This is a genomic window from Aeromonas sp. V90_14 (assembly GCF_029967615.1).
GTDB lineage: Bacteria > Pseudomonadota > Gammaproteobacteria > Enterobacterales > Aeromonadaceae > Aeromonas > Aeromonas hydrophila.
Window position 1 is genome coordinate 434,153 of sequence record NZ_JASCAS010000001.1, and the last position, 18,915, is coordinate 453,067.

At 64.4% G+C, this 18,915-nt stretch carries 18 protein-coding genes; 8 read left to right on the plus strand and 10 right to left on the minus strand.

Annotation, left to right across the window (positions count from 1 at the left end):
* Positions 1–23 precede the first annotated feature (23 nt).
* The 6 genes from QLG02_RS01845 to QLG02_RS01870 all read right to left on the minus strand — a co-directional run bounded on the left by QLG02_RS01845 (position 24) and on the right by QLG02_RS01870 (position 4,859).
* Entirely contained in the window at positions 24–227 is a 204-nt protein-coding gene (locus tag QLG02_RS01845; protein WP_005303194.1) for a transcriptional initiation protein Tat, read from the minus strand.
* A 69-nt stretch (positions 228–296) separates the two neighbouring features.
* On the minus strand, positions 297–917 hold the full coding sequence (locus tag QLG02_RS01850) for a molecular chaperone TorD family protein (RefSeq protein WP_282464361.1): 621 nt from the start codon (positions 915–917) through the stop codon (positions 297–299).
* Positions 918–927: 10 nt separating this feature from the next.
* Complete coding sequence (locus QLG02_RS01855) at positions 928–2,658, minus strand: 4Fe-4S dicluster domain-containing protein (protein ID WP_282464362.1); 1,731 nt, start codon at positions 2,656–2,658, stop codon at positions 928–930.
* Positions 2,659–2,762: 104 nt separating this feature from the next.
* Complete coding sequence (locus tag QLG02_RS01860) at positions 2,763–3,365, minus strand: DUF3306 domain-containing protein (RefSeq protein ID WP_282464363.1); 603 nt, start codon at positions 3,363–3,365, stop codon at positions 2,763–2,765.
* The gene (locus tag QLG02_RS01865; RefSeq protein WP_282464364.1) at positions 3,358–3,921 is read right to left on the minus strand and encodes a DUF3305 domain-containing protein; all 564 of its coding nucleotides are present in this window, start codon (positions 3,919–3,921) and stop codon (positions 3,358–3,360) included. The genes QLG02_RS01860 and QLG02_RS01865 overlap by 8 nt, the downstream gene beginning before the upstream one ends.
* A 341-nt stretch (positions 3,922–4,262) precedes the next feature.
* Positions 4,263–4,859: a hypothetical protein gene (locus tag QLG02_RS01870; protein ID WP_282464365.1), complete on the minus strand. Its 597-nt coding sequence runs from the start codon at positions 4,857–4,859 to the stop codon at positions 4,263–4,265.
* A gap of 225 nt (positions 4,860–5,084) precedes the next feature.
* Between QLG02_RS01870 and QLG02_RS01875 the strand changes: the two genes are divergently transcribed.
* Together QLG02_RS01875 and QLG02_RS01880 are read left to right on the plus strand one after the other, a co-directional pair.
* The gene (locus tag QLG02_RS01875; RefSeq protein ID WP_282464366.1) at positions 5,085–5,942 is read left to right on the plus strand and encodes a formate dehydrogenase accessory sulfurtransferase FdhD; all 858 of its coding nucleotides are present in this window, start codon (positions 5,085–5,087) and stop codon (positions 5,940–5,942) included.
* An 89-nt stretch (positions 5,943–6,031) separates the two neighbouring features.
* Positions 6,032–6,898, plus strand: a complete 867-nt coding sequence (locus tag QLG02_RS01880; protein ID WP_162498660.1) for a helix-turn-helix transcriptional regulator — start codon at positions 6,032–6,034, stop codon at positions 6,896–6,898.
* Between the two features lie 166 nt (positions 6,899–7,064).
* On the opposite strand, the gene QLG02_RS01885 is transcribed toward QLG02_RS01880, so the two are convergent.
* Entirely contained in the window at positions 7,065–9,158 is a 2,094-nt protein-coding gene (locus QLG02_RS01885) for a cache domain-containing protein (protein ID WP_282464367.1), read from the minus strand.
* A gap of 31 nt (positions 9,159–9,189) precedes the next feature.
* On the minus strand, positions 9,190–10,545 hold the full coding sequence (locus tag QLG02_RS01890; RefSeq protein ID WP_101150175.1) for a sigma-54 dependent transcriptional regulator: 1,356 nt from the start codon (positions 10,543–10,545) through the stop codon (positions 9,190–9,192).
* A gap of 248 nt (positions 10,546–10,793) precedes the next feature.
* Between QLG02_RS01890 and QLG02_RS01895 the strand changes: the two genes are divergently transcribed.
* The 6 genes from QLG02_RS01895 (at position 10,794) to QLG02_RS01920 (ending at position 16,691) form a co-directional block, all read left to right on the plus strand.
* A complete protein-coding gene (locus QLG02_RS01895; RefSeq protein ID WP_282464368.1) occupies positions 10,794–11,636 on the plus strand; it encodes a substrate-binding domain-containing protein in 843 nt (280 codons plus the stop codon).
* Between the two features lie 67 nt (positions 11,637–11,703).
* Positions 11,704–12,405, plus strand: a complete 702-nt coding sequence (locus QLG02_RS01900; protein WP_016351543.1) for an ABC transporter permease — start codon at positions 11,704–11,706, stop codon at positions 12,403–12,405.
* 115 nt (positions 12,406–12,520) lie between these two features.
* On the plus strand, positions 12,521–13,216 hold the full coding sequence (locus QLG02_RS01905) for an energy-coupling factor ABC transporter ATP-binding protein (protein WP_045527711.1): 696 nt from the start codon (positions 12,521–12,523) through the stop codon (positions 13,214–13,216).
* Positions 13,188–13,826, plus strand: coding sequence for a molybdenum cofactor guanylyltransferase MobA (gene mobA, locus QLG02_RS01910; RefSeq protein ID WP_282464369.1), 639 nt, complete (start codon positions 13,188–13,190; stop codon positions 13,824–13,826). The genes QLG02_RS01905 and mobA overlap by 29 nt, the downstream gene beginning before the upstream one ends.
* Complete coding sequence (locus QLG02_RS01915; RefSeq protein ID WP_282464370.1) at positions 13,823–15,568, plus strand: bifunctional molybdopterin-guanine dinucleotide biosynthesis adaptor protein MobB/molybdopterin molybdotransferase MoeA; 1,746 nt, start codon at positions 13,823–13,825, stop codon at positions 15,566–15,568. Before mobA ends, QLG02_RS01915 begins: the two co-directional genes overlap by 4 nt.
* 64 nt (positions 15,569–15,632) lie before the next feature.
* Positions 15,633–16,691, plus strand: coding sequence for an FUSC family protein (locus tag QLG02_RS01920; protein ID WP_282464410.1), 1,059 nt, complete (start codon positions 15,633–15,635; stop codon positions 16,689–16,691).
* Between the two features lie 70 nt (positions 16,692–16,761).
* On the opposite strand, the gene QLG02_RS01925 is transcribed toward QLG02_RS01920, so the two are convergent.
* Positions 16,762–18,135: an HD domain-containing protein gene (locus QLG02_RS01925; RefSeq protein ID WP_282464371.1), complete on the minus strand. Its 1,374-nt coding sequence runs from the start codon at positions 18,133–18,135 to the stop codon at positions 16,762–16,764.
* A gap of 87 nt (positions 18,136–18,222) precedes the next feature.
* Positions 18,223–18,843, minus strand: coding sequence for a DUF3332 domain-containing protein (locus QLG02_RS01930; RefSeq protein WP_282464372.1), 621 nt, complete (start codon positions 18,841–18,843; stop codon positions 18,223–18,225).
* Between the last annotated feature and the right edge of the window lie 72 nt (positions 18,844–18,915).

Here is an 18,915-nt window from a genome sequence, read left to right on the forward strand (position 1 = left end):
GAGTTCTCCTTCACTGAGTCGGCTCAGTCGGTGCCGCGCAGGGTGCGATAAAAGTCGTGAACGTGGGGGGTCTCCCGATAGCCCTTGTCGGGCTCGGTGTCGTGGGTCAGCACCTCTTTGCCCACCACCCGGCCAGTGGCACCGGCCAGCACGCCTATGGTGGCAACCACCCCCACCCCCTTGATCAGATTGCGGCGGGACGGGTCTTTCAGCTGTTCATCGCTCATCTTTCTGTGACCTCTGTTGTTATGGTCGGCTGCGGTGAGCCGGTTTTGCTATGAGTGGGTGGCGCAGCGTCATGGCTGCGTCCCCACCGGGCTGCCAAAGGGCAGGCGCAGTTCTTGTTCCAGTTTGAAAAAGTCTTCGGCAAGCGCACCGACCGCCCGATAGAAGCTGCCCCCTTTCGCCTGTTGCTGATCGCGGCAGCAGGCGAGTACCCAGGGGGCAAGGTGGCGTTCATAGAAGCGGTTGCGATCCGGGTGCTGCTCGGCAATCAACACCGCCATCACCTCGCAGAGGGCGGCCAGGTGATCTTCCGGCTCGCACACCCCGCTCTGGCGCTCGAAACCGAGCGACTGGAGATCGGCGCGCAGCACCGCCAGTGGCAGCTCCATCAGGGAGCCGGTGAGATACCAGGAGGCAAACGGCACTATCTCCCCGCGCCCCAGTCCGATAAAGAGATCCTGATACTCCTCGGCAAGCTCATGCTCGTGGTGGCTGCTGGCCGCCAGCTGCACCAGCCCCAGCCCTCTGGCAAAGGGGCCCGGCATGGCCTGCAGGCCTTGCAGCCAGGCGAGCTGCTCGCCACGGGGAGCGGCGCGCCAGAGGCTTGCCAGCAGGGCGTACATGTCGGCGCTATTGCGATCCAGGTCGGTCATTGCCGGCGCCTCCGGGTAGTCATTGCGTTGTTCAGTCATCAGAGCCCCCTCACACCTTGAGCTGGGAGACGGGATCCGCCGCCAGCGCCGCAAACACATCCTTGACCCGACAGTCCTCGCACATCAGCAGCCGCTGGGCGGCCTCGTTCTGGAAGTGGGAGTGACCGGCCAGTTTTTGCTGGATGCGGCGGATAAGGGAGGCCGGCGCGAACGGCTTGGCGCAGCGAATGCAGCAGGCCGCCTCTTCGGCTTTGAGGCTCTGCACGGCGCGGCGTGCCTCGGGCACGGGTTGCAGGCGGGGCGTGAGCACGATGGCCTGCTCGGGGCACGCCTTTTCGCACATGCCGCACTGGATGCAATCCTGCTCGATAAAGTTGAGGCCGGGCGCATGGCCCACCGCATGCAGGGCGCGGCTCGGGCAGACCGCCACGCAGCCCATGCAGAGGGTGCAGTCAGCGTCTTTGAGCTCCACGCTGCCGTAAGGGGCGCCATGGGGCACAACCAGCGGCTCGCGGCCGCCATTGTTGGCCTGCCAGAGCGCATCGAAGGCGACAAACAGGTTTTCCCGTTTGTCTCCTTTGAGCGGCTTGTCCAGCAGGGCAAGGGCCGGCTGGCCGGAAATCGGCTTATCTAGTTCGGCATCCGGGTTAAACAGGGCGATGCGATCGGCAGAGAGACCGGCACCCGCCAAGAGCACAGCGGCGCTCGCCAGCTCCCGCTCGACCAATGCCCGCACGCTTTCGGGGGCATCGTCACCCAGCGCAATGCGTACCGCGCTGGCGCCATAGGAGAGTGCGGCGAACCAGCTCTCGATGCCTAAACTCGCGCTCTCCTCCACCCAGACCGGCAGCCAGTTGGCGGGCAAGCGGGTGAGTTCCGTTTCCACCCATTCGCGCTCGTTTTCACCGGCGATCAGCAGCTGGGGTGCGTCGCCGCCCGCCTCCCGATAATGCTTGAGCAATCGCAGCAGGTAGTCGCCGCTGGTGTTGGCGTCGGGCTGGTGATAGGCAATCGCCCCGGTCGGACAGGCAGAGGCGCAGCTGCCAAAGCCCTGACAGAGATGGGGATCGATCTGGATGCGACCATTGATGGGCTTGAGCGCATCGGTCGGGCAGACATCGAGACAGCGGCTGCAACCGGGCACGCCGCGGGCGGTAAAGGCGCAGGCCTCGGGGTCGAGGCGAAAATAGCGCGGCTTGTCGAAGATGCCGGTCAGCGCACAGAGCTCGGCAAGCCGTTCGGCCAGCCCTTGGTCATCAAAGAGATGCAGATAACCGACCGGCGGACGCTCCAGCGCAAAGAGCGGGGCGCGGCCCAGATCGGCCACCAGATCAAAGCGCGGTTCGTTCCCCACCGTCGCTTGTTGTGGAAAACAGAGCGCCGCCAGAGAGATACGCTCACCCTGCCCGTTAAGGCCGGTGAGCTGGAACTGGCCGAGATACCCGGTCAGGCTCGGCTCGCGCAGCGTCAGAGCATCCAGGGCGGCGGTAGCCTCGAAGATGGCCTCGAGATCCGCCGCCTCGGCGTCATGCACCGACTCGGTCACCAGCAGGGTCGGCATCACGCTTTGGGGCAGCAGACTGGCGGCGCGGCGAATGCGGTCTTCCGGGCCGACCAGCAGCAGGCGCCCCTGACTCTGGTAGGAGACGGTGGCCGGGATCAGGTTGTCGGTCTTGACCGTATGCTGCAGGGCATGGGCGCGGGCACGTTCGTTGCACGCGGCCACGCCATCGGCGGTCAGAGTTGTGACGGATGTTGTTATGGGTTGTTCGATGCTCACATGCACTCCTGTGCGCGCCACCTCGTGGGATGGCGTGCTTGTTGGTCAGCTGGGAGAGCAAGAGCCGAGCCAACTCCCCCAGGAAAAAAGTGACTGGCAGGGAGTCAGGATCCCAAATGCTCCATTCCCCCATCCTTGGTTGGGACATTTTGTCCATCATGGTCAACCAAAATGTCCCGATCGTCGGTGTGGGTTTGAGAATGGTTATCAGCCAACCCTTGCGGTTCGCTGGTTATGGCCGTGGCGGCCACCGTCGCCGGTTCGGATGCGGCTGCGGTTAAGTGAGGCGCTTCGTCATCCGGTGCCGTCGCCTGCTCCACCAGCCAGTTGCGCAGCCCGGCGCTCAGGGCTGTGGGCAGCAATTCGGGCTGGCTGAAATCCTGGGTGTAGTCGTCGAGCCCATCCGGCTTGTGAGTGCGAAACATGGCCCGCAACGCCTCCTTGTCGGGGAGTTTGGCCTTGCCCGGCTGAGCCGTTGTTAGCGGTGTTTTGCCACTCTCTGCCCCCTCAACAGCAAGGGGTTCACATCTCCCCTTGTCAGTGCTGACTACGGGGCTATCCAGCGCAGTATCTGGAGTTTCAGCTTCGCCACAGCCATCGATAGGGGTCGCAAGCGCCTCAGGGGTGGCCTCTTCTCGTGGCTGCAATGGCTGATGCTTGCGCGCCTCACTCTTGCGAGACGACCAGCGCTTGAGGAACTCACTCATGGGCGCTGTTTCCGGCCTTGTTTACGGCACAGGTTCCGGCGTCGCTGCCACGCTCGCGGCCATCGGGGCCGGTGGCCTTGACGGCGCCACAGCTGGCTTGATCCTGACTATCGACCCCCAGCTGATCCTGCGCCCGTCCCTTGCCCTTCTTGCCCTTGCGACGGGCCTCCAGCAGCTCGCCGTGGCGGCCGATAAAGGCCTCCACCCAGGCTTGCAGCGCTTCGGGCAGCGGGCAGGAGAGTACCTGCCGCTCGCCATCCATATAGGCGGCGGCCACGGTCTGGCTCAGGGTCAGGCCATCGGCCACAAAGCCATTGTCCACGCGGCTTCCGGTGACAAAGAGGCGGGGCGAGCCGGAGCTCAGATTGAAGCGATAATCCCCCCGCTCATCGCGAAACAGGGTAAGAGGCAGCGCACCGGCCGCCTCAGGCTCGGCGGGATGGAGCGCCGCAATCTCGAAACGGCGGCTCTGCCAGCGGCCAACCTGGCTGTCGATGGCGCTTAACTCCAGCTGCAGCCAGCGCTGCGGGGAGAGAATATTGGTTGTGTCTTGCACTTGTCGCGGCTCCCATCAGAAGGTCTCTGCCGGGCTGCCCTCCCCCGTGAACCACCCAGTTCGGGGCGGATCACGGCAGGAAATTCAGGGTGGCCACGGCCATCAATGGGATAAGACATAGCAAGAGTGGGGCCAAGGCAGGGTTGGTGGTTGATGGGGCATTGTGCGAGATGTAGGTTGACGCTGAGCGCAGCGAAGCCCAACATGTAAAGAAAACCAATTTCCCCACATCCCAATCCAGCTTGATGTTGGCAATAACCGAGTGACCATATAATTGCCTACATCAACAACATCATGCGGTAAAAATTAGGCTTTGCTTCGTTCCACCCATGTAATTAAATTCAATTGCCACGTACTTTTGGCCCAAAAAACTCCTCTATGAGCCTTACAGACATAGATATTTTCAAGCTAAACTCATCATCATCTGAAATATAATATACTGTCTTATCATTTTTCATTCTTCGCTCAAGATTATTGTCTACTGTAGCTCCAGGTCCCGCATAAGCGCCCTTCATCCAAAAATGTAACCAAATTGCACCTCGCATATCCCCGATTCGCTGGTGAATCTCATCAAAAACCTTATGGGCCCCATCGTGCCAAATAACTTTTGCTTCAAGACGAATCGTTTGTAATTCAGCCCATCTATCATATAAATGAGCCATTCTTTCATTATAAATTCTTTGTTCTTCTTCAAGTCTACGGCCAGCTTCGACTTCCTCCTTGCTGAGATAAAGCATAGGATTTCTAACAGACTGAAGTGCCTGTTGAACTTCGTAGGTTTTCAATATAGCTTTTTTAGCCAACTCATACTCACTTGTCCCCCTAAGTTGCAGTCTCCAAGTAAATAGCCCTAAAACTCCGATTACAATGGCGCCCACTGTACCGACAATAGAGAATACATCTTTAGTTATTGACCAATCAATATCTGTAACTGTCAAACAATAATTCAATTCACCCTCCTAGTTTAGGATTTAAAAAATTCATTATTATAGTTATAAACTATCTTGATTTTGTCGAGATAAGTTGTTCTATCTCATTAATCATAATGAATTAATTCGCTAGGTTTACGCAATTATATCAACCATTATTGCCCTCACCGAAATCTGGAACAAAACTTGCTGTACCCCTCCCCTTAGATCCCGGCAACCGGTCGTGAGGGGCCCATGACACCGACCTTTATCAAAAGCAATGCCGCAGCCCAGCTCACCATGGCCGTCGAGGTGATGGATGAGCAGGGCACGCTGCAAACCCGACAAATCGCCTGTGAGCGGCCACTGACGGTCTACCTCAACTGGAAGGAGATCGTAACCCTGATGACGCTGGGGGCCCGCCCCGAGGCGCTAGTGCTGGGTTACCTTAAAAATCAGGGCTTTATCGAGGATATTGCGGCCATTGAGTCAGTCATCGTCGACTGGAAGAGCGAGGCCGCCGCCGTGGTGAGCCGCCAGCAGGCCGCCGATCTCGACAAATCCTTGGAGAAGAAGACGGTCACCTCCGGCTGCGGTCAGGGCACCATGTATGGCAGCGTGATGAAAAAGCTCGAAGGGGTGGTCTTGGCCGCGCCCGAGCTTAAACAGAGCACCCTCTACGCCCTGCTCAAGGCGCTGTCGGCCCATAACGAAACCTACAAGATGGCGGGTGCCGTGCATGGCTGCGCCATCTGCCGCGGCGCGGAGATCCTCTCCTTTGTCGAGGATGTGGGGCGCCACAATGCGGTGGATACCCTGGCGGGCGAGCTCTGGATGCGCGGCGAGGCTGGCCACGACAAGATCTTCTACACCACCGGGCGGCTCACCTCGGAGATGGTGATCAAGGTGGCGCAGATGGGCATTCCGGTGCTGCTGTCGCGCTCCGGCGTCACCCAGATGGGGCTGGATCTGGCCCGCCAGCTCGGCATCACCATGATTGCCCGCGCCAAAGGGCGCCACTTCGAGGTATTCAGCGGCCACGACCATCTCGTGCTGGACGAGAAGCCGCCGGTGCTGGCGCCTGGTTCGGCCGGTCGCGGGATGCGGGATTAAGCCATGAACGAGTTGATGAGTGCCAAGCAGATCGCCCTGTATCTCGACCACGCCAGCCAGAGGGCCAAACGCAAGCCATGAACGAGTTTATGAACGTGAAGCAGGTGGCCGAATACCTCGATCTCAACGAGAAGAAGGTCTACCAGCTCGCCAACGAGGCGCGCATCCCCGCCACCAAGGCGACCGGCAAGTGGCTGTTTCCCCGCTCCCTGCTCGATCGCTGGCTGCTCGGCAGCTGCCACGAGGGGGTGATGAACGACCGGCTGCTGCTGGCGGGCTCGGACGATGTGCTGCTGCACTACGCCAGCAGTCGTTTGGCCCAGCAGCTAGGCACCCAGGCACTGGTGGGTTACACCCCGTGCGGCACCCGGCAGGGGCTGGCGATGCTGGCGCGCGGCCACGTGGACTTGTGCGCCATCCACTGGGGCCAGGCCGAGGAGGCCCACCTGCGCCACCCGGCGCTGGTACAGCAGTATCAGGGCCACCGGCAATGGGTGATCGTTCATGGATTTCGGCGGGTGCAGGGGCTGGTGCTGCGCCGGGGCTTGCAACCGAAAGAGGCGAGACAGGCGCTCGACTGGCGCTGGGCCATGCGCCAGGAGGGGGCCGGCAGCCAGCGCGCCCTGCAGGAGTGGCTGCAAACGCAAGGGGAGTCGCTGGCCCGGCTGGAACGCACTATCGAGGTCAACAGCGAGCGGGAGCTGGCCGCCGCCATCAGCCGCGGCGATGCCGATGTGGGGCCCGGCGCCCAGAGCACCGCCACCGAGTTCGGCCTCGACTTCATGCCGCTCTCTCAGGAGTGCTTCGATCTGGTGATGCCGCAGGGGGTCTTCTTTCGTACCCTGCTGCAGCAGCTGATCGGCTGGCTGCAATCCCCCGAGGGGCGCGAGCTGGCGGCCCGCCTCGGTGGCTATGACCTGACCCAGAGCGGCAAGCTGGTGTGGAGCCCGCAGTAAGTATCCCCTCACCTACCTGTAAAAAGCCCGCCAATATTGGCGGGCTTTTTTGTGCCTGAAGTGGTTAAGACAGCTTGTCGTCACCGGCCTCACGCCCCTCCTCATTGAGGGCAATGCACGCCCTTCAAATCAATTGGATTGGCAGGCTTTTTTGTGGCTGGCGTGGTTAAGACGGGTGGTCGCCACCGGCCTCACGCCCCTCGGCGTTGAGGGCGATGCGCCACCCCTCCAGCCGGGCGCGCTCGCCGCCGCTGGCCAGCCGGGCGTGGCTGCGCAGGCGGATGGTAAAGCAGCTGCCCTGCCCCGGGGTGGAGTCTACCAACAGCTCCCCGCCCCAGCGGCTGATGATGCGGTGGCTCAGGGCCAGTCCCAGCCCGGTACCGGTGGCGCGGGTGGTGAAGAAGGGGTCGAAGATCTTGTCGATGATGGCCGCCTCGATGCCGCTGCCGTTGTCGATGACCCGCACCTCGGCCCCTTGCAGAGCCCCGGCGTCATCCAGCCAGTCGCGGCTCTCGACCCGGATCTCCCCCTGCTCCCCCAGCGCATGGCTGGCGTTGACCAGCAAGTTGATCAGCACCTGCAGCAGCTGCTGGCGATCCGCCTCGATGGGCTGCTGGGCCCTGAGATCGGCCACCAGGTTCACCTGTTGCTGGCGCAGGGCGGAGCGCACCAGGGTCAGGCTCTCCTCGATGATGGGGGTGAGGTGCTGCCACACCGGCGCCGTCTCGTAGTCGCCGGGACGGGAATATTGCAGCAGGCTGCGGGTGATGGCGCGAATGCGCTCGATCTGGGCCAGCACCAGCGCCAGCTCCTCGCTCACCGGCGCGGCCGCCTCCCCCAGCTCCAGCTTCATCAGCTCCACGTTGCCGAGGATCACCGCCAGCGGGTTATTGATCTCGTGGGCCACCCCGGCGCAGAGCTCGCCGAGGGCCGCCAGCTTCTCGCTGATGAGCAACTGCTGGCGGGCCTGGGTCAGCATGTGGATGTGGTGCTCGAGCTCGGCGGTCTTCTGCTCAAGGCTCCGGGTGCGCTCGGCCACCTTCTGCTCCAGCTCATCGGCGCTGCGGGCCAACTGCTGCTGGTGAGCCGCCTGCTGGTCCAGCATGGCGTCGAACTGGCGACCGAGCTGGGCCAGCTCGTGATCGGGATCGAGGGCCAGCACGCCGATGCGGGCCGGCTGACCCGCCTGCACCTGGCGCACCACCTTGTGCATCCGCTCGATGGGGGTGAACAAGTCCCGCGCGCCGCGATAGACCAGCAGGCCGGAGAGCAGCAGCAGCAACACCACGCCGGAGCCCAGCTCCAGCAGGTTGGTGAGGTAGGTACGGATGATGGGCCACTCGAGAAAACCGACGTAGAGCATGCCGATGCGCTCGCCATTGGCGCCGAGCAGCGGCTCGTAGCCCGACACATACCAGGCGTCGTGCACGAAGGCGCGATCAATCCAGGGCTCACCGCGTCCCAGCACCTGCTCGCGCACCGGCGCCGAGACCCGGGTGCCCACCGCCCGCCCCAGCTGGCGACTGCTGCTGACGGGCACGTTAGTGCTCACCCGCAGATCGCCGAGAAACAGGGTGACGGTGCCGATGCTGCCGGCCGGCAGGGTGTTCTTGGCAAACACCTGCCCCTTGAGCTCGTCCACCAGCCGGGTGCTGCCGTTGATGAGCTCGCCCCCCTCCAGCACACCCCAGAGGCTGCCGTTCCGCCCCATCACCGGGGTCAGCGAGAGGCTGACCAGGCCACGGGTCTCCTGCCCGGCCACCGGATCATACTCCCGCTCCAGCACGGCGCGGCTGGCCAGTGCCGGCGAGAGCGCCAGCAGTTGCTCCCGCGACCAGACCACGAAGTGGCTGATGCTGCGCCCGGCGGCGAGGGCCGCGCGATCCTGCGCTGGCAGCAGATCCAGCTCGCTGCCGCTGCGCAGGCGCAAAAAATCGAGGCCGTAGTTGGCGGCAAGCGGCATCACCCATTGGCGCAAACGGGCGGGGGATTCACGCAGCTGCAACTGGAAGGCCCAGGCATCGCGCAGGTGCTCGAGGTGTTCGGCCTGACGCTGCTGCTGCACGCTCACCGCGTGGTGGGCAACGCCAAGGTCGCTGCGCACCGTGGTGAGCAGGTTCTGCCAGCTGTAGGTGAGGGTCCAGTAGAGGGTGAGCCCGATCATGCCGGCCAGGGTCAGCATGATGGGCACCGAGGTGAGCAGCAGCAGACGCCAGCGTACCTTGGTTCTGAGCAACCCCGGGATCTGCGCCAGCCTCATGACTCACTCCGGCGGCAAGGGGCGAGCCGGCTCATTCGATGGCCCACTCCTTGAACTTGCGCTCCAGGGTCTTGCGCGCCACCCCGAGCACCCGGGAGGCGGCCGACTTGTTGCCATCATGGCTCGCCACCACCTGCAGGATGTGGGCTTTCTCCACCTCGGCCAGCGCCCACTCCAGCGGATAGCCCTCCTCGCCCCGCACCGACTCGGCCGGCTTGGCGCTCTGCCAGTATTCGGCGGGCGGCTTGCCCAGCAGCAGGCAGCGCTCGATCAGGTTGCGCAGCTCGCGCACATTGCCGGGCCAGGGGTAGGCCTGCATGGCCACCACGTCCTCGTGGGTCCAGTGCAGGGCGCCCATCCCCATCTCGGCGGTGAGCTGGCGGGTGAAGTGGTGCACCAAGGCGGGGATGTCGTCGATGCGCTCGCGCAGGGGGGCCACCGGCAGCGCCACCACGTTGAGGCGATAGAAGAGGTCTTCACGAAAACGGCCCGCCTCCACCTCCACCTTCAGGTTGCGGTTGGTGGCGGCGACGATGCGCACGTCCACCGAAAGCTCCCGCTCGGCCCCCACCGGGCGGATGGCTTTCTGCTCCAGCGCCCGCAGCAGGGAGGCCTGCATGGCGAGCGGCATCTCGCCGATCTCGTCCAGAAACAGCGTCCCCTGATGAGCGACCCGGAACAGGCCGTCGCGCCCCTTGCGGGCGCCGGTAAAGGCCCCCTGCACGTGGCCGAACAGCTCGCTTTCCAGCAGCTCGGGGGCGATGGAGGCGCAGTTGAGCGGCACGAAGGCCCCCATCCGGCCGGAGAGCTGGTGCAGGGCGCGGGCCACCAGCTCCTTGCCGGTACCGGACTCCCCCTCCACCAGCACGGCGGCGTTGGAGGGGGCGACCCGGGCGATCAGCGTCTTGAGCTCGCGGGTCTTGGCGCTGTCGCCGATCAGGGTGGGCGGGAACAGCTTGCTCACCTCCCGGCGCAGCAGCAGGTTCTCCCGCTCCATCTGGCGGCGCTCGATGACCCGGTCCACCGCCTGCACCATCTGATCCAGGTTGAAAGGCTTGAGAATGAAGTCGCTGGCGCCGAGCCGCAGCGCCTTGAGGGCGGTCTCCATGTCGCCGAAACCGGTCATGAAGATGATGTCGCTGCGCCGGGTAGCGGGGTCGATGGCCTCGTGCCACTCGATGCCGGAGCGCCCCGGCAGGCGGATGTCGGCGATGATGAGATCAAAATGCAGGCGGCAGCGCAGGGCTTCGGCCTCTTCCACGCTGGCGGCCGTCTCTATCTGGGCGAAGCGGCGGGCCAGCGCCTTGGCGAGGAAGCTGCGCATGCCGGGTTCGTCGTCGACGATGAGCAAGGAGAGGGCGGACCAGCGGCTGGCGGGTGCAGTCATGAAAAAAGTACCTCAGATTCGACAAGGTTCCGGGATTGTCCCACCGACCTTATAAACTGTGGGACATTTTGTCGCTAACCGGCCCCAAGTGCCAACTCCGTTTATTAAAAGCGACGGTGCCATCACGCAATTAATGCGCTTAACCGACTGTTTTCACATTAAAAACTGGGCCGAACAAGGCACGCGGCCAGCTTGGCACCCTGCTTGCTTAGTCCTGCCCTCTCTCCATCACCGGGTACCCTGACATCATGATCACAGCCACAGTGCGCAAACGCCTCGCCCTTGCCCTCTCCTCCGCCCTGCTGCTCAGCCTGCCGCTCTGGAGCGCTGCCAGCCATGCCGAGACCAAGGCGCCCATCCGCCTCGCCACCACCACCAGCACCGAACAGTCCGGCCTGCTGGGCTGGCTGCTGCCCCAGTTCACCAAGGAGACCGGCTACCCGGTGCAGGTGATGGCGGCCGGTACCGGCCAGAGCCTGAAAATGGGCGAGAACGGCGACGCGGATCTGGTGATGACCCACGCCCCCTCTGCCGAGAAGGCCTTCGTCGAGGCGGGCTTTGGCATCGAGCCTGAGCACCTGATGTACAACGACTTCGTCATCGTCGGCCCGGCGAAAGATCCGGCCGGTCTTGGCAAGCTGCACGATGCCGCCAAGGCGCTGCAAACCATCAAGGACAAGGGGCAGACCTTTATCTCCCGCGGGGACGAGTCCGGCACCCACATCAAGGAGAAGACCCTGTGGCAGGCGGCCGACGTCAAGCCTGAGTTCGCCGGCTACAAGTCCATCGGCCAGGGCATGGGGCCGACCCTGACCATGGCTTCGGAGCTGGGTGCCTACACCCTGACCGACCGCGGCACCTGGCTCGCCTACCAGAGCAAGCTGGATCTCGCCGTGCTGCTGGAGGGGGACAAGCGGTTGTTCAACCCCTACCAGGTGATCCTGGTCAACCTCAAGCGCTACCCGGATCTCAACACCGAAGGGGCCCGCACCCTGAAGAACTGGCTGGTCTCCCAGCATGGCCAGCAGCTTATCGGTGACTTCAAGGTGGCCGGCCAGGCGCTGTTCGTGGCCGACGCCAAGCCGCAGTGATGCCACGGCCGACCCTGCTCGACCTGCCCCTGGCGCCCCTCGCCACCTTGAGTGACGGAGGCGCCCGGTGCCAACCCTGATCGAAACCACACTGGCGGCCCTGGCGCTGCTGTTCAGTGGCGACGCCGAGCTGTGGCAAGTGGTGGGGGTCTCCTTCTCGGTGTCGGGCCTCGCGCTCGGGCTGGTGCTGCTGCCGGCCCTGCTGCTCGGCTTCGCGCTGGCCTACCTGCCGATCCCGGCGCGCTGGCTCTGGCTCTCCTGCATCAATACCCTGCAGTCGGTGCCGACCGTGGTGATCGGTCTCTTGCTCTACATGCTGCTGTCGCGAGCCGGCCCCTTCGGCGACTGGAAGATGCTGTTCACCCAGCAGGCCATGGTGGTGGGGCAGATGCTGATCGCCTTTCCGGTGATCGCCACCATGGCTCACGCCGCGTTCGTGCAGAGCGATCGGCGCGCCTGGGAGACCGCCCGCACCCTGGGACTCTCCTGGCCGAGGGCGCTGCTCGGGCTGATGCGCGAGTGCCGCTTCGGCCTGTTGGCGGCGGTGATCGGCGCCTTCAGCCGCATCGTCACCGAGGTGGGCTGCTCCATGATGGTGGGGGGCAACATTTTGCACTTCACCCGCAACATTCCCACCGCCATCGCGCTGGAGACCCAGAAAGGGGCCTTCACCCAGGGGGTGGCGCTCGGCATCGTGCTGTTGGCCCTGGCCCTGCTGCTCAACCTGTTGCTGACCGCGTGCCGTGGTCACAGCTACCTGAAGAACTGACCATGGCGCAGCGCACGATTATCCATAACCAAATGCTGCGGACCCCACCGCTGTCGCGGTCACGGTTATGTGAAGAAGTGACCATGCCCCCACCGTCTATCCACCGGAGTACGCCATGGCCCTGACCGCCCACCAGCTGATGATGCGCTTTGGCGAGCGCGACCTGTTCCAGATTGAGCAGCTCTCCATCGCGGCCGGCGACGCCATCTGGCTGCGCGGCGCGAATGGGGTGGGCAAAACCACCTTGCTCAAGATCCTGGCCGGCCTGCTCACCCCGACCCGGGGCCACACCAACCTCCCCTCTGGCTGGCGCGGCAAGCTCGGTCAGTGGCTCAAGCGCGATCCGGGGCCGGGCCGGGTCACCTACCTGCACCAGACCCCCTACCTGTTTGATCGCAGCGTGCACGACAACGTCGCCTGGGCCCTCGGCCACCGCGCCGCCGACGAGGTGCGGGTGTTCGAGGCGCTGCGCCGGGTCGAGCTGGAGGGGCTGGCACGGGAGCACATCAGCATTTTGTCTGGCGGCGAGCGCCAGCGGCTGGCCATGGCCCGCGCCTGGGCGCTGCAGCCCGCCTTTTTGCTGATGGACGAGCCCACCGCCAATCTGGATGCACATTCGGTTGCCCTGATGGCCGCCATGGCGCAAGATCTGCGGGAACAGGGCAGCGGCCTGGTCATCATCAGCCACCAGAGCAACGATCTGACCGACCTGTGCGAGCGGCAATGGACCCTCGCCCGGGGCCGGCTGCACGAACCCACTCCTTTGAAAATCATCGAGCGACATGACCTCAAACAGCGAACCTCGTACTGACCGCTTTCCCGTCTCCGCCGTGGTGCTGGCCGGCGGCCGCGCCACCCGCATGGGGGGCGCCGACAAGGGCTGGGTCGAGTTGGCGGGCCGCCCGCTCATCGACCACGTGCTTGACCGGCTAAGGCCCCAGGTGGACGAGATCCTGATCAACGCCAACCGCAGCCAGGCCCGCTACCAGGCGCTGGCCCCGGTCATCGGCGACGACAACCCCGACTATCTCGGCCCACTGGCCGGCATGCAGGCAGGCCTTGCCGCCGCCCGCCACGACTGGGTGCTGTTCGTGCCCTGCGACGGCCCCGCCCTGCCCCGCGATCTGATGGCGCGCTTTCGCGCCGCCCTGACCCCGGCGACCGAGCTGGTGGTGGCCCATGATGGTGACTGGCTGCAACCCGTGGTGGCCCTGCTGCACAAGTCCCTGCTCCCCTCCCTGTCCGCCGCGCTGGCCGAGGGAGAGCGCAAAATCGATATCTGGTTTGCCCACCACCAGATGGCGGTGGTGAGCTTTGCCGACCAGCCGGATGCCTTCATCAATCTCAACAGCCCGGACGAGCTGGCCGCCTACGAGACGCGCCTGCCAGACTCCGCGACCGGACAAGGAGCCACCTCATGACCCCGGCCCCCACCCTGCCCCTGCTCGGCTTTGCCGCCTGGAGCGGCACCGGCAAGACCACCTTGCTCGAGCAGCTCATCCCCCTGCTGGTGAGCCGCGGCCTGCGCCTCGGGGTGCTCAAGCACGCCCACCACGACTTTGATATCGACCAGCCGGGCAAAGACAGCCACCGCCTGCGCCAGGCCGGCGCCAGCCAGATGATGGTGGCCTCCCGCCGCCGTCACGCCCGCATCATCGAGACCGATCTGGGTGAGGCCGATTTTCGCGAGCTGCTGGCCAGCTTCGATCAGCGCAGCCTCGACCTGCTGCTGGTGGAAGGGTTCAAGCATGAGCACTTCCCGAAAATCGAGCTGCACCGCGCCGCCATCGGCAAGCCGCTGCTGTTCCCGATGGATCGCGACATCATAGCCCTGGCCAGCGATCAGCCCACAGAGACCACCCTGCCCCGGCTCGACATCAACGATCTGGACGCCATCGCCAACTTCGTCTGCGCCTACCTGGTGCAGAGTCGGCAGCAAGAGCAGGCGCCGGGGGCAGGTTTCCTGTCGGTCGAGGGGGCGCGCCAGGCCATTCTTGACGTACTCGCCCCCTCGACCCGCAGCATCGACCTGCCGCTCGCCCGCTGCCACGGCGCCGTGCTGGTGGGGGATCTCGTCAGCCCCATCAATGTGCCGCCCCACACCAACTCGGCGATGGACGGCATTGGCCTGCGCAGCGACGATCTCGCCGCCGGCCGCTGGCAGCTGGTGGGGGAAGTGCTGGCGGGCCAGCCGCGCAGCGAGCCGGTACTGGCCGGACAGGCGGTGCAGATCATGACCGGCGCCCCGCTGCCCCCCGGCGTCGATACCGTGGTGATGCGCGAAGAGACTGAGCTTGAGGGTGAATGGGTCAGCGTCAGCGCCCCCGTCAAGGCGGGGCAGAACGTGCGTCAGGCCGGCGAAGATCTGGCGCTGGGCGCGGTCGCCATCGCGGCCGGCACCCGCCTCGGCGCCCCTCAGCTCGGGCTGGCGGCTTCTCTGGGGCAGGCAACTCTGACGGTGCGCGCACCGCTCAAGGTGGCGCTGTTCAGTACCGGCGACGAGGTGCAGGCACCGGGCGAGACGCTCGCCCCCGGCCACATCTTCGACAGCAACCGCTTCACCCTGATGGCGCTCATCGCCGGGGCCGGCTGCGAGGTGATGGACCTTGGCATCATCCCCGATGATCCCGCCATCCTGCGCCAGCAGCTGGCACAGGCCGCGGCCGACGCCGACCTGGTGCTGAGCTCGGGCGGGGTGTCGGTGGGCAATGCCGACTTCATCAAGCAGGTGCTCGCCGAGCTTGGCCAGATCGCCTTCTGGCGCATCCAGATGCGGCCGGGCCGTCCGCTCGCCTTCGGCAAGCTGGGGCAGACCCCCTTCTTCGGCCTGCCCGGCAACCCGGTGGCGGCCATGATCTGCTTCCTGCAATTCGTCGAGCCCGCCATCGCCCGCCTGCAGGGCCGGGTGTGGCAGCCGCTGCGCCTGTCGGCGCTGGCCGAGCAGCAGATGAAGAGCCGGCCGGGACGCACCGAGTTCCTGCGCGGCATCTTCCATCAGGATGCCAGTGGCGTGCTGCGGGTTCGCACCACCGGGCCGCAGGGCTCCGGCATCCTCAGCTCCATGAGCGATGCCAACTGCCTGATTGAAATCGTCCCCGCCCAGCCAGCCATCGCGGTCGGCGAGCGGGTCTGGATCCACCCACTCCAGGGACGAGTGGCCTGATACCGGTGTCCACCCCGCCGGGCGTGGCGGGGTGGCTGCCCCCATGAAATCCGAGGCTTGTCCCTTGCGCCTGAATGCCCCCCTCTCCCGACTCGATCTGTTGATCTACGGTCACTACCGCATCGTCCACGGCCTGCGCATCGCGCTCGCCTTCATGCTCACCTTTCTGCTGACCCGCGAGCTCAAGCTGCCGGAAAGCACCTGGCCCCTCATCACCCTGGTGGTGGTGATGGGCCCCATCTCGTTCTGGGGCAATGTGCTGTCGCGCGCCCTGCAGCGGGTGGTCGGCACCATCTTCGGCGCCAGCTGCGGGGTAGTGGCGCTCTATCTCGAGCTCTACTCCCTGCCGCTGATGCTGCTGTGGTGCGGCTGCATCATGTTTCTGTGCGGCTATCTGGCGCTCGGCAAGCGCCCCTACGTGGGGCTGCTCATCGGCATCACCCTCGGCGTCACCATGGGGGCCATGCCCGGCGACATCGAAACCGCCCTGTGGCGCAGTGCCGACGTGATCCTGGGTTCCCTGCTGGCGCTGCTGTTTTGCAGCATCTATCCCCAGCGCGCCTACAGCCACTGGCGGCTGCAGATGCACGACACCCTGCAGCAGGCTCAGCGGCTCTACCACACCCACCTCTCCCCCAACGTGCTGGAGCGGCCACGCCTCGCCCACAGCCACGCCAGACTGCTCTCCAAGATGGTGAGCCTGCGCCCCCTGCTGACCCCGGCGGTCAAGGAGACCCGCCTTGGCAGCGCCCTGTTCGAAGCGATCCAGACCACCATGCGCAACACCCTCTGCACCCTGGAGATGCTGGCCAACACCTACTGGCGCGATCGCCAGAGCCACTTTCTGATGCAGAGCACCCCGGAGCTGCGCGCCTGTCAGCAGGCGACCGAGGCGCTGATGAGCGAGCTGGCGCTGATGCTCAAAAGCGGCGAGCTGCAGGGCTCGGAGCTGGCCATCAGCCGTTTGCAGGAGGCGGCCGGAAGAGTGCGGATCGACGCCGGCGGCGAGGCCGCCATCAGCGGCTATCTGTGGCTCAATCTGCAGCTCACCGAACAGCTCATCCACCTGCACCGGCTGCTGGGCCTGGTGATGCACCCGCCCCGCAGTCAGAGCCACCCATAGCAAAACGCCCCGCAAAGCGGGGCGTTGTCGTTAAAAGGCCAATGACTTGAGGCCCAATATGGCGCCAACATTAACTGGCGTTTGCCAGCGGCTGCTCGAGCGGGAGGTAGAGGGAAAAATCCTGGATCCCCGCCTGCAGGGCAGCAAAGCAGTCCGGATCAATCGCTGACCCCAACGTCTCGGCCATCATTTCCAGCGCCTGGGGCACCGGGATGGCACCGCGATAGGGCCGTTTGGCAGTGATGGCATCAAAAATGTCGGCCGTGGTGATGATGCGGGTCTCCAAGGCTATCTCGTCCCCTTTCAATCCTTTGGGGTAACCCTTGCCATCGAGGCGCTCATGGTGGGCCCCCGCCACTTGCGCCAGCTCCTCGAACGCCCCGATGCGACTCAGGATCTCCTCGGTATAGGCGGCATGCATCTGCACGGCGGCCCACTCCTGCGGATCCAGCTTGCCCGGCTTGTCGAGAATGGCGTTGCTCACCCCCAGCTTGCCCACGTCATGGAGCAGGGCGCCGCGCTTGAGCCAGCGTCGTCGCTGCTCGGACAGGCCCATCTGGGTGGCGAGGATGTCGGTATAGAGAGCCACCCGGCCACTATGACCGGCGGTGTAGGGACTTTTGGAGTCCACCACCTGGCCGAACGCCGCCGCGATCTCGTCCAGATAATCTTCATCCAGAGCGACTTCACCCTGCCCGGCCGGGTGAACAAACACCCACTCAGCCAACCTGGGATCCGCCAGTCCTTGCCAGAAGTCGTCATCCGCCAACGCCTCAAACTCGCTAACCAATTGAGGATCAAACCAGCTGCCACTGCGCTCACGCAGCTCTTTGAGGGCTGCATCTGGGCCAGCTGCGGCGTGAAACACATCCACCACCTGGCAGAGCAGGGCAATGCGGGAGAAGAGCGGAATCGCGTCACCGGCCAGTTGCAACGGTCGACCTTTGCCGTTCCAGTGCTCGTCCAGAGAGAGGATGCCGGCGGCGACCTCTTCACTGAACCGCAGCTGGCGAGCAATGTCCGCCCCCCGATGACAACGGGTCTGGATCAGTTCATTGGCTATCTGATCGCCGTTGCGAAAGATGTGAAACAGGCTGCGAAAACGCCCCAGCAGGTCCGCCTGCAGGCCGGTGTGGCCCAGCACGAAGTTGACCACCTCGGAGAGGGAGCCATCCACCAGCTTGAAGTCGCGTTTGAAGTGAAGATCGTCGGTGAGATAGAGCTCGCAGATACGGGCCGCATTGCTGCTGCACCCCAGATCCTTGAGCAGCAGCATGTAATAGAGATCATGGCGCTGCCGGGCATCCAGCGCCAACCGCTCGGCCAGCCGGGAACCTATCCAGCAACAGCGAATGCAGTGCCCTCTTGGTTGTCCCTCGGTCATGTCGAGTGCATGACTGAGGGAACCAATCAACTCTGCCAACCGCAATCCATTCACCGTCATAGCCTGCTCCCTTGGACATCATGGCGATCTTGCCTGCTGACTAGATATACCTTATCCAGAGAGGAATAGATCTGGATTCAGATGAATTTACGCCTCAGCGCTGCCAGTCCGGGCTTTTTCCTCCAGCTGGGCCGGCGTCAGGGTCGACACCAGCCGGCCGTCGAAGTAGATGTCCAGCAACTCGCCGCGCTTCTCGCCACGCATCAGGCTGCTGCGCCCGTCCAGATAGTGCACCTCCATCTGGGCGGTGCGCTCATCCGGGTAGCTCACCTCCACCTGGCGCACACCTTGCGGCAGCATGGCCAGCGGTACCTTGTTGAGGGACGGATCCAGGTGCTGGTTGACCTTGATCAGGGCATCCAGCTTCTGATCCACCAGCGCCGGCGACTTGCCGGTGATGGGGTTCTTGCCAGACCAGAATTCGATGGTGTTGAACACGAACAGATCGGCGGTGGCCGCCAGGCCGTAGACCGGCGAGAGCAGGACGAAGACCCCGGCCCGGCCGTAACGGTTGTCCACCACGCTGAGGTTGCCCTTGGTCACCATGGAGGAGAGCCCCATCTGCCCCATGCAGCCGCTCAACCCCACGCTTGCCACCATGCCCGCCAGCAGCGCCAGTGCCCTGCCTTTTCTTCTCGTTGCCATCGTCTTTGCTTGCTCCAGAAATAATGAGGCGGCAAGCCTAAACAGGCCGCCGCCGGCGGGCAATTCACAAGCAGGGAGCGATACAGCGGGGGTTCAGACTGGGATATCGACTGCTCACCATTCATACAGCCTGTC

Bases quoted from the DNA above. Each gene is read 5' to 3' on its own strand.
- QLG02_RS01890 (WP_101150175.1), bottom strand. From the start codon at position 10,545: ATGACTGCACCCGCCAGCCGCTGGTCCGCCCTCTCCTTGCTCATCGTC.
- QLG02_RS01875 (WP_282464366.1), top strand. From the start codon at position 5,085: ATGACACCGACCTTTATCAAAAGCAATGCCGCAGCCCAGCTCACCATG.
- QLG02_RS01845 (WP_005303194.1), bottom strand. From the start codon at position 227: ATGAGCGATGAACAGCTGAAAGACCCGTCCCGCCGCAATCTGATCAAG.
- QLG02_RS01885 (WP_282464367.1), bottom strand. From the start codon at position 9,158: ATGAGGCTGGCGCAGATCCCGGGGTTGCTCAGAACCAAGGTACGCTGG.
- QLG02_RS01915 (WP_282464370.1), top strand. From the start codon at position 13,823: ATGACCCCGGCCCCCACCCTGCCCCTGCTCGGCTTTGCCGCCTGGAGC.
- mobA (WP_282464369.1), top strand. From the start codon at position 13,188: ATGACCTCAAACAGCGAACCTCGTACTGACCGCTTTCCCGTCTCCGCC.
- QLG02_RS01925 (WP_282464371.1), bottom strand. From the start codon at position 18,135: ATGACGGTGAATGGATTGCGGTTGGCAGAGTTGATTGGTTCCCTCAGT.
- QLG02_RS01850 (WP_282464361.1), bottom strand. From the start codon at position 917: ATGACTGAACAACGCAATGACTACCCGGAGGCGCCGGCAATGACCGAC.
- QLG02_RS01905 (WP_045527711.1), top strand. From the start codon at position 12,521: ATGGCCCTGACCGCCCACCAGCTGATGATGCGCTTTGGCGAGCGCGAC.
- QLG02_RS01880 (WP_162498660.1), top strand. From the start codon at position 6,032: ATGAACGTGAAGCAGGTGGCCGAATACCTCGATCTCAACGAGAAGAAG.
- QLG02_RS01895 (WP_282464368.1), top strand. From the start codon at position 10,794: ATGATCACAGCCACAGTGCGCAAACGCCTCGCCCTTGCCCTCTCCTCC.
- QLG02_RS01860 (WP_282464363.1), bottom strand. From the start codon at position 3,365: ATGAGTGAGTTCCTCAAGCGCTGGTCGTCTCGCAAGAGTGAGGCGCGC.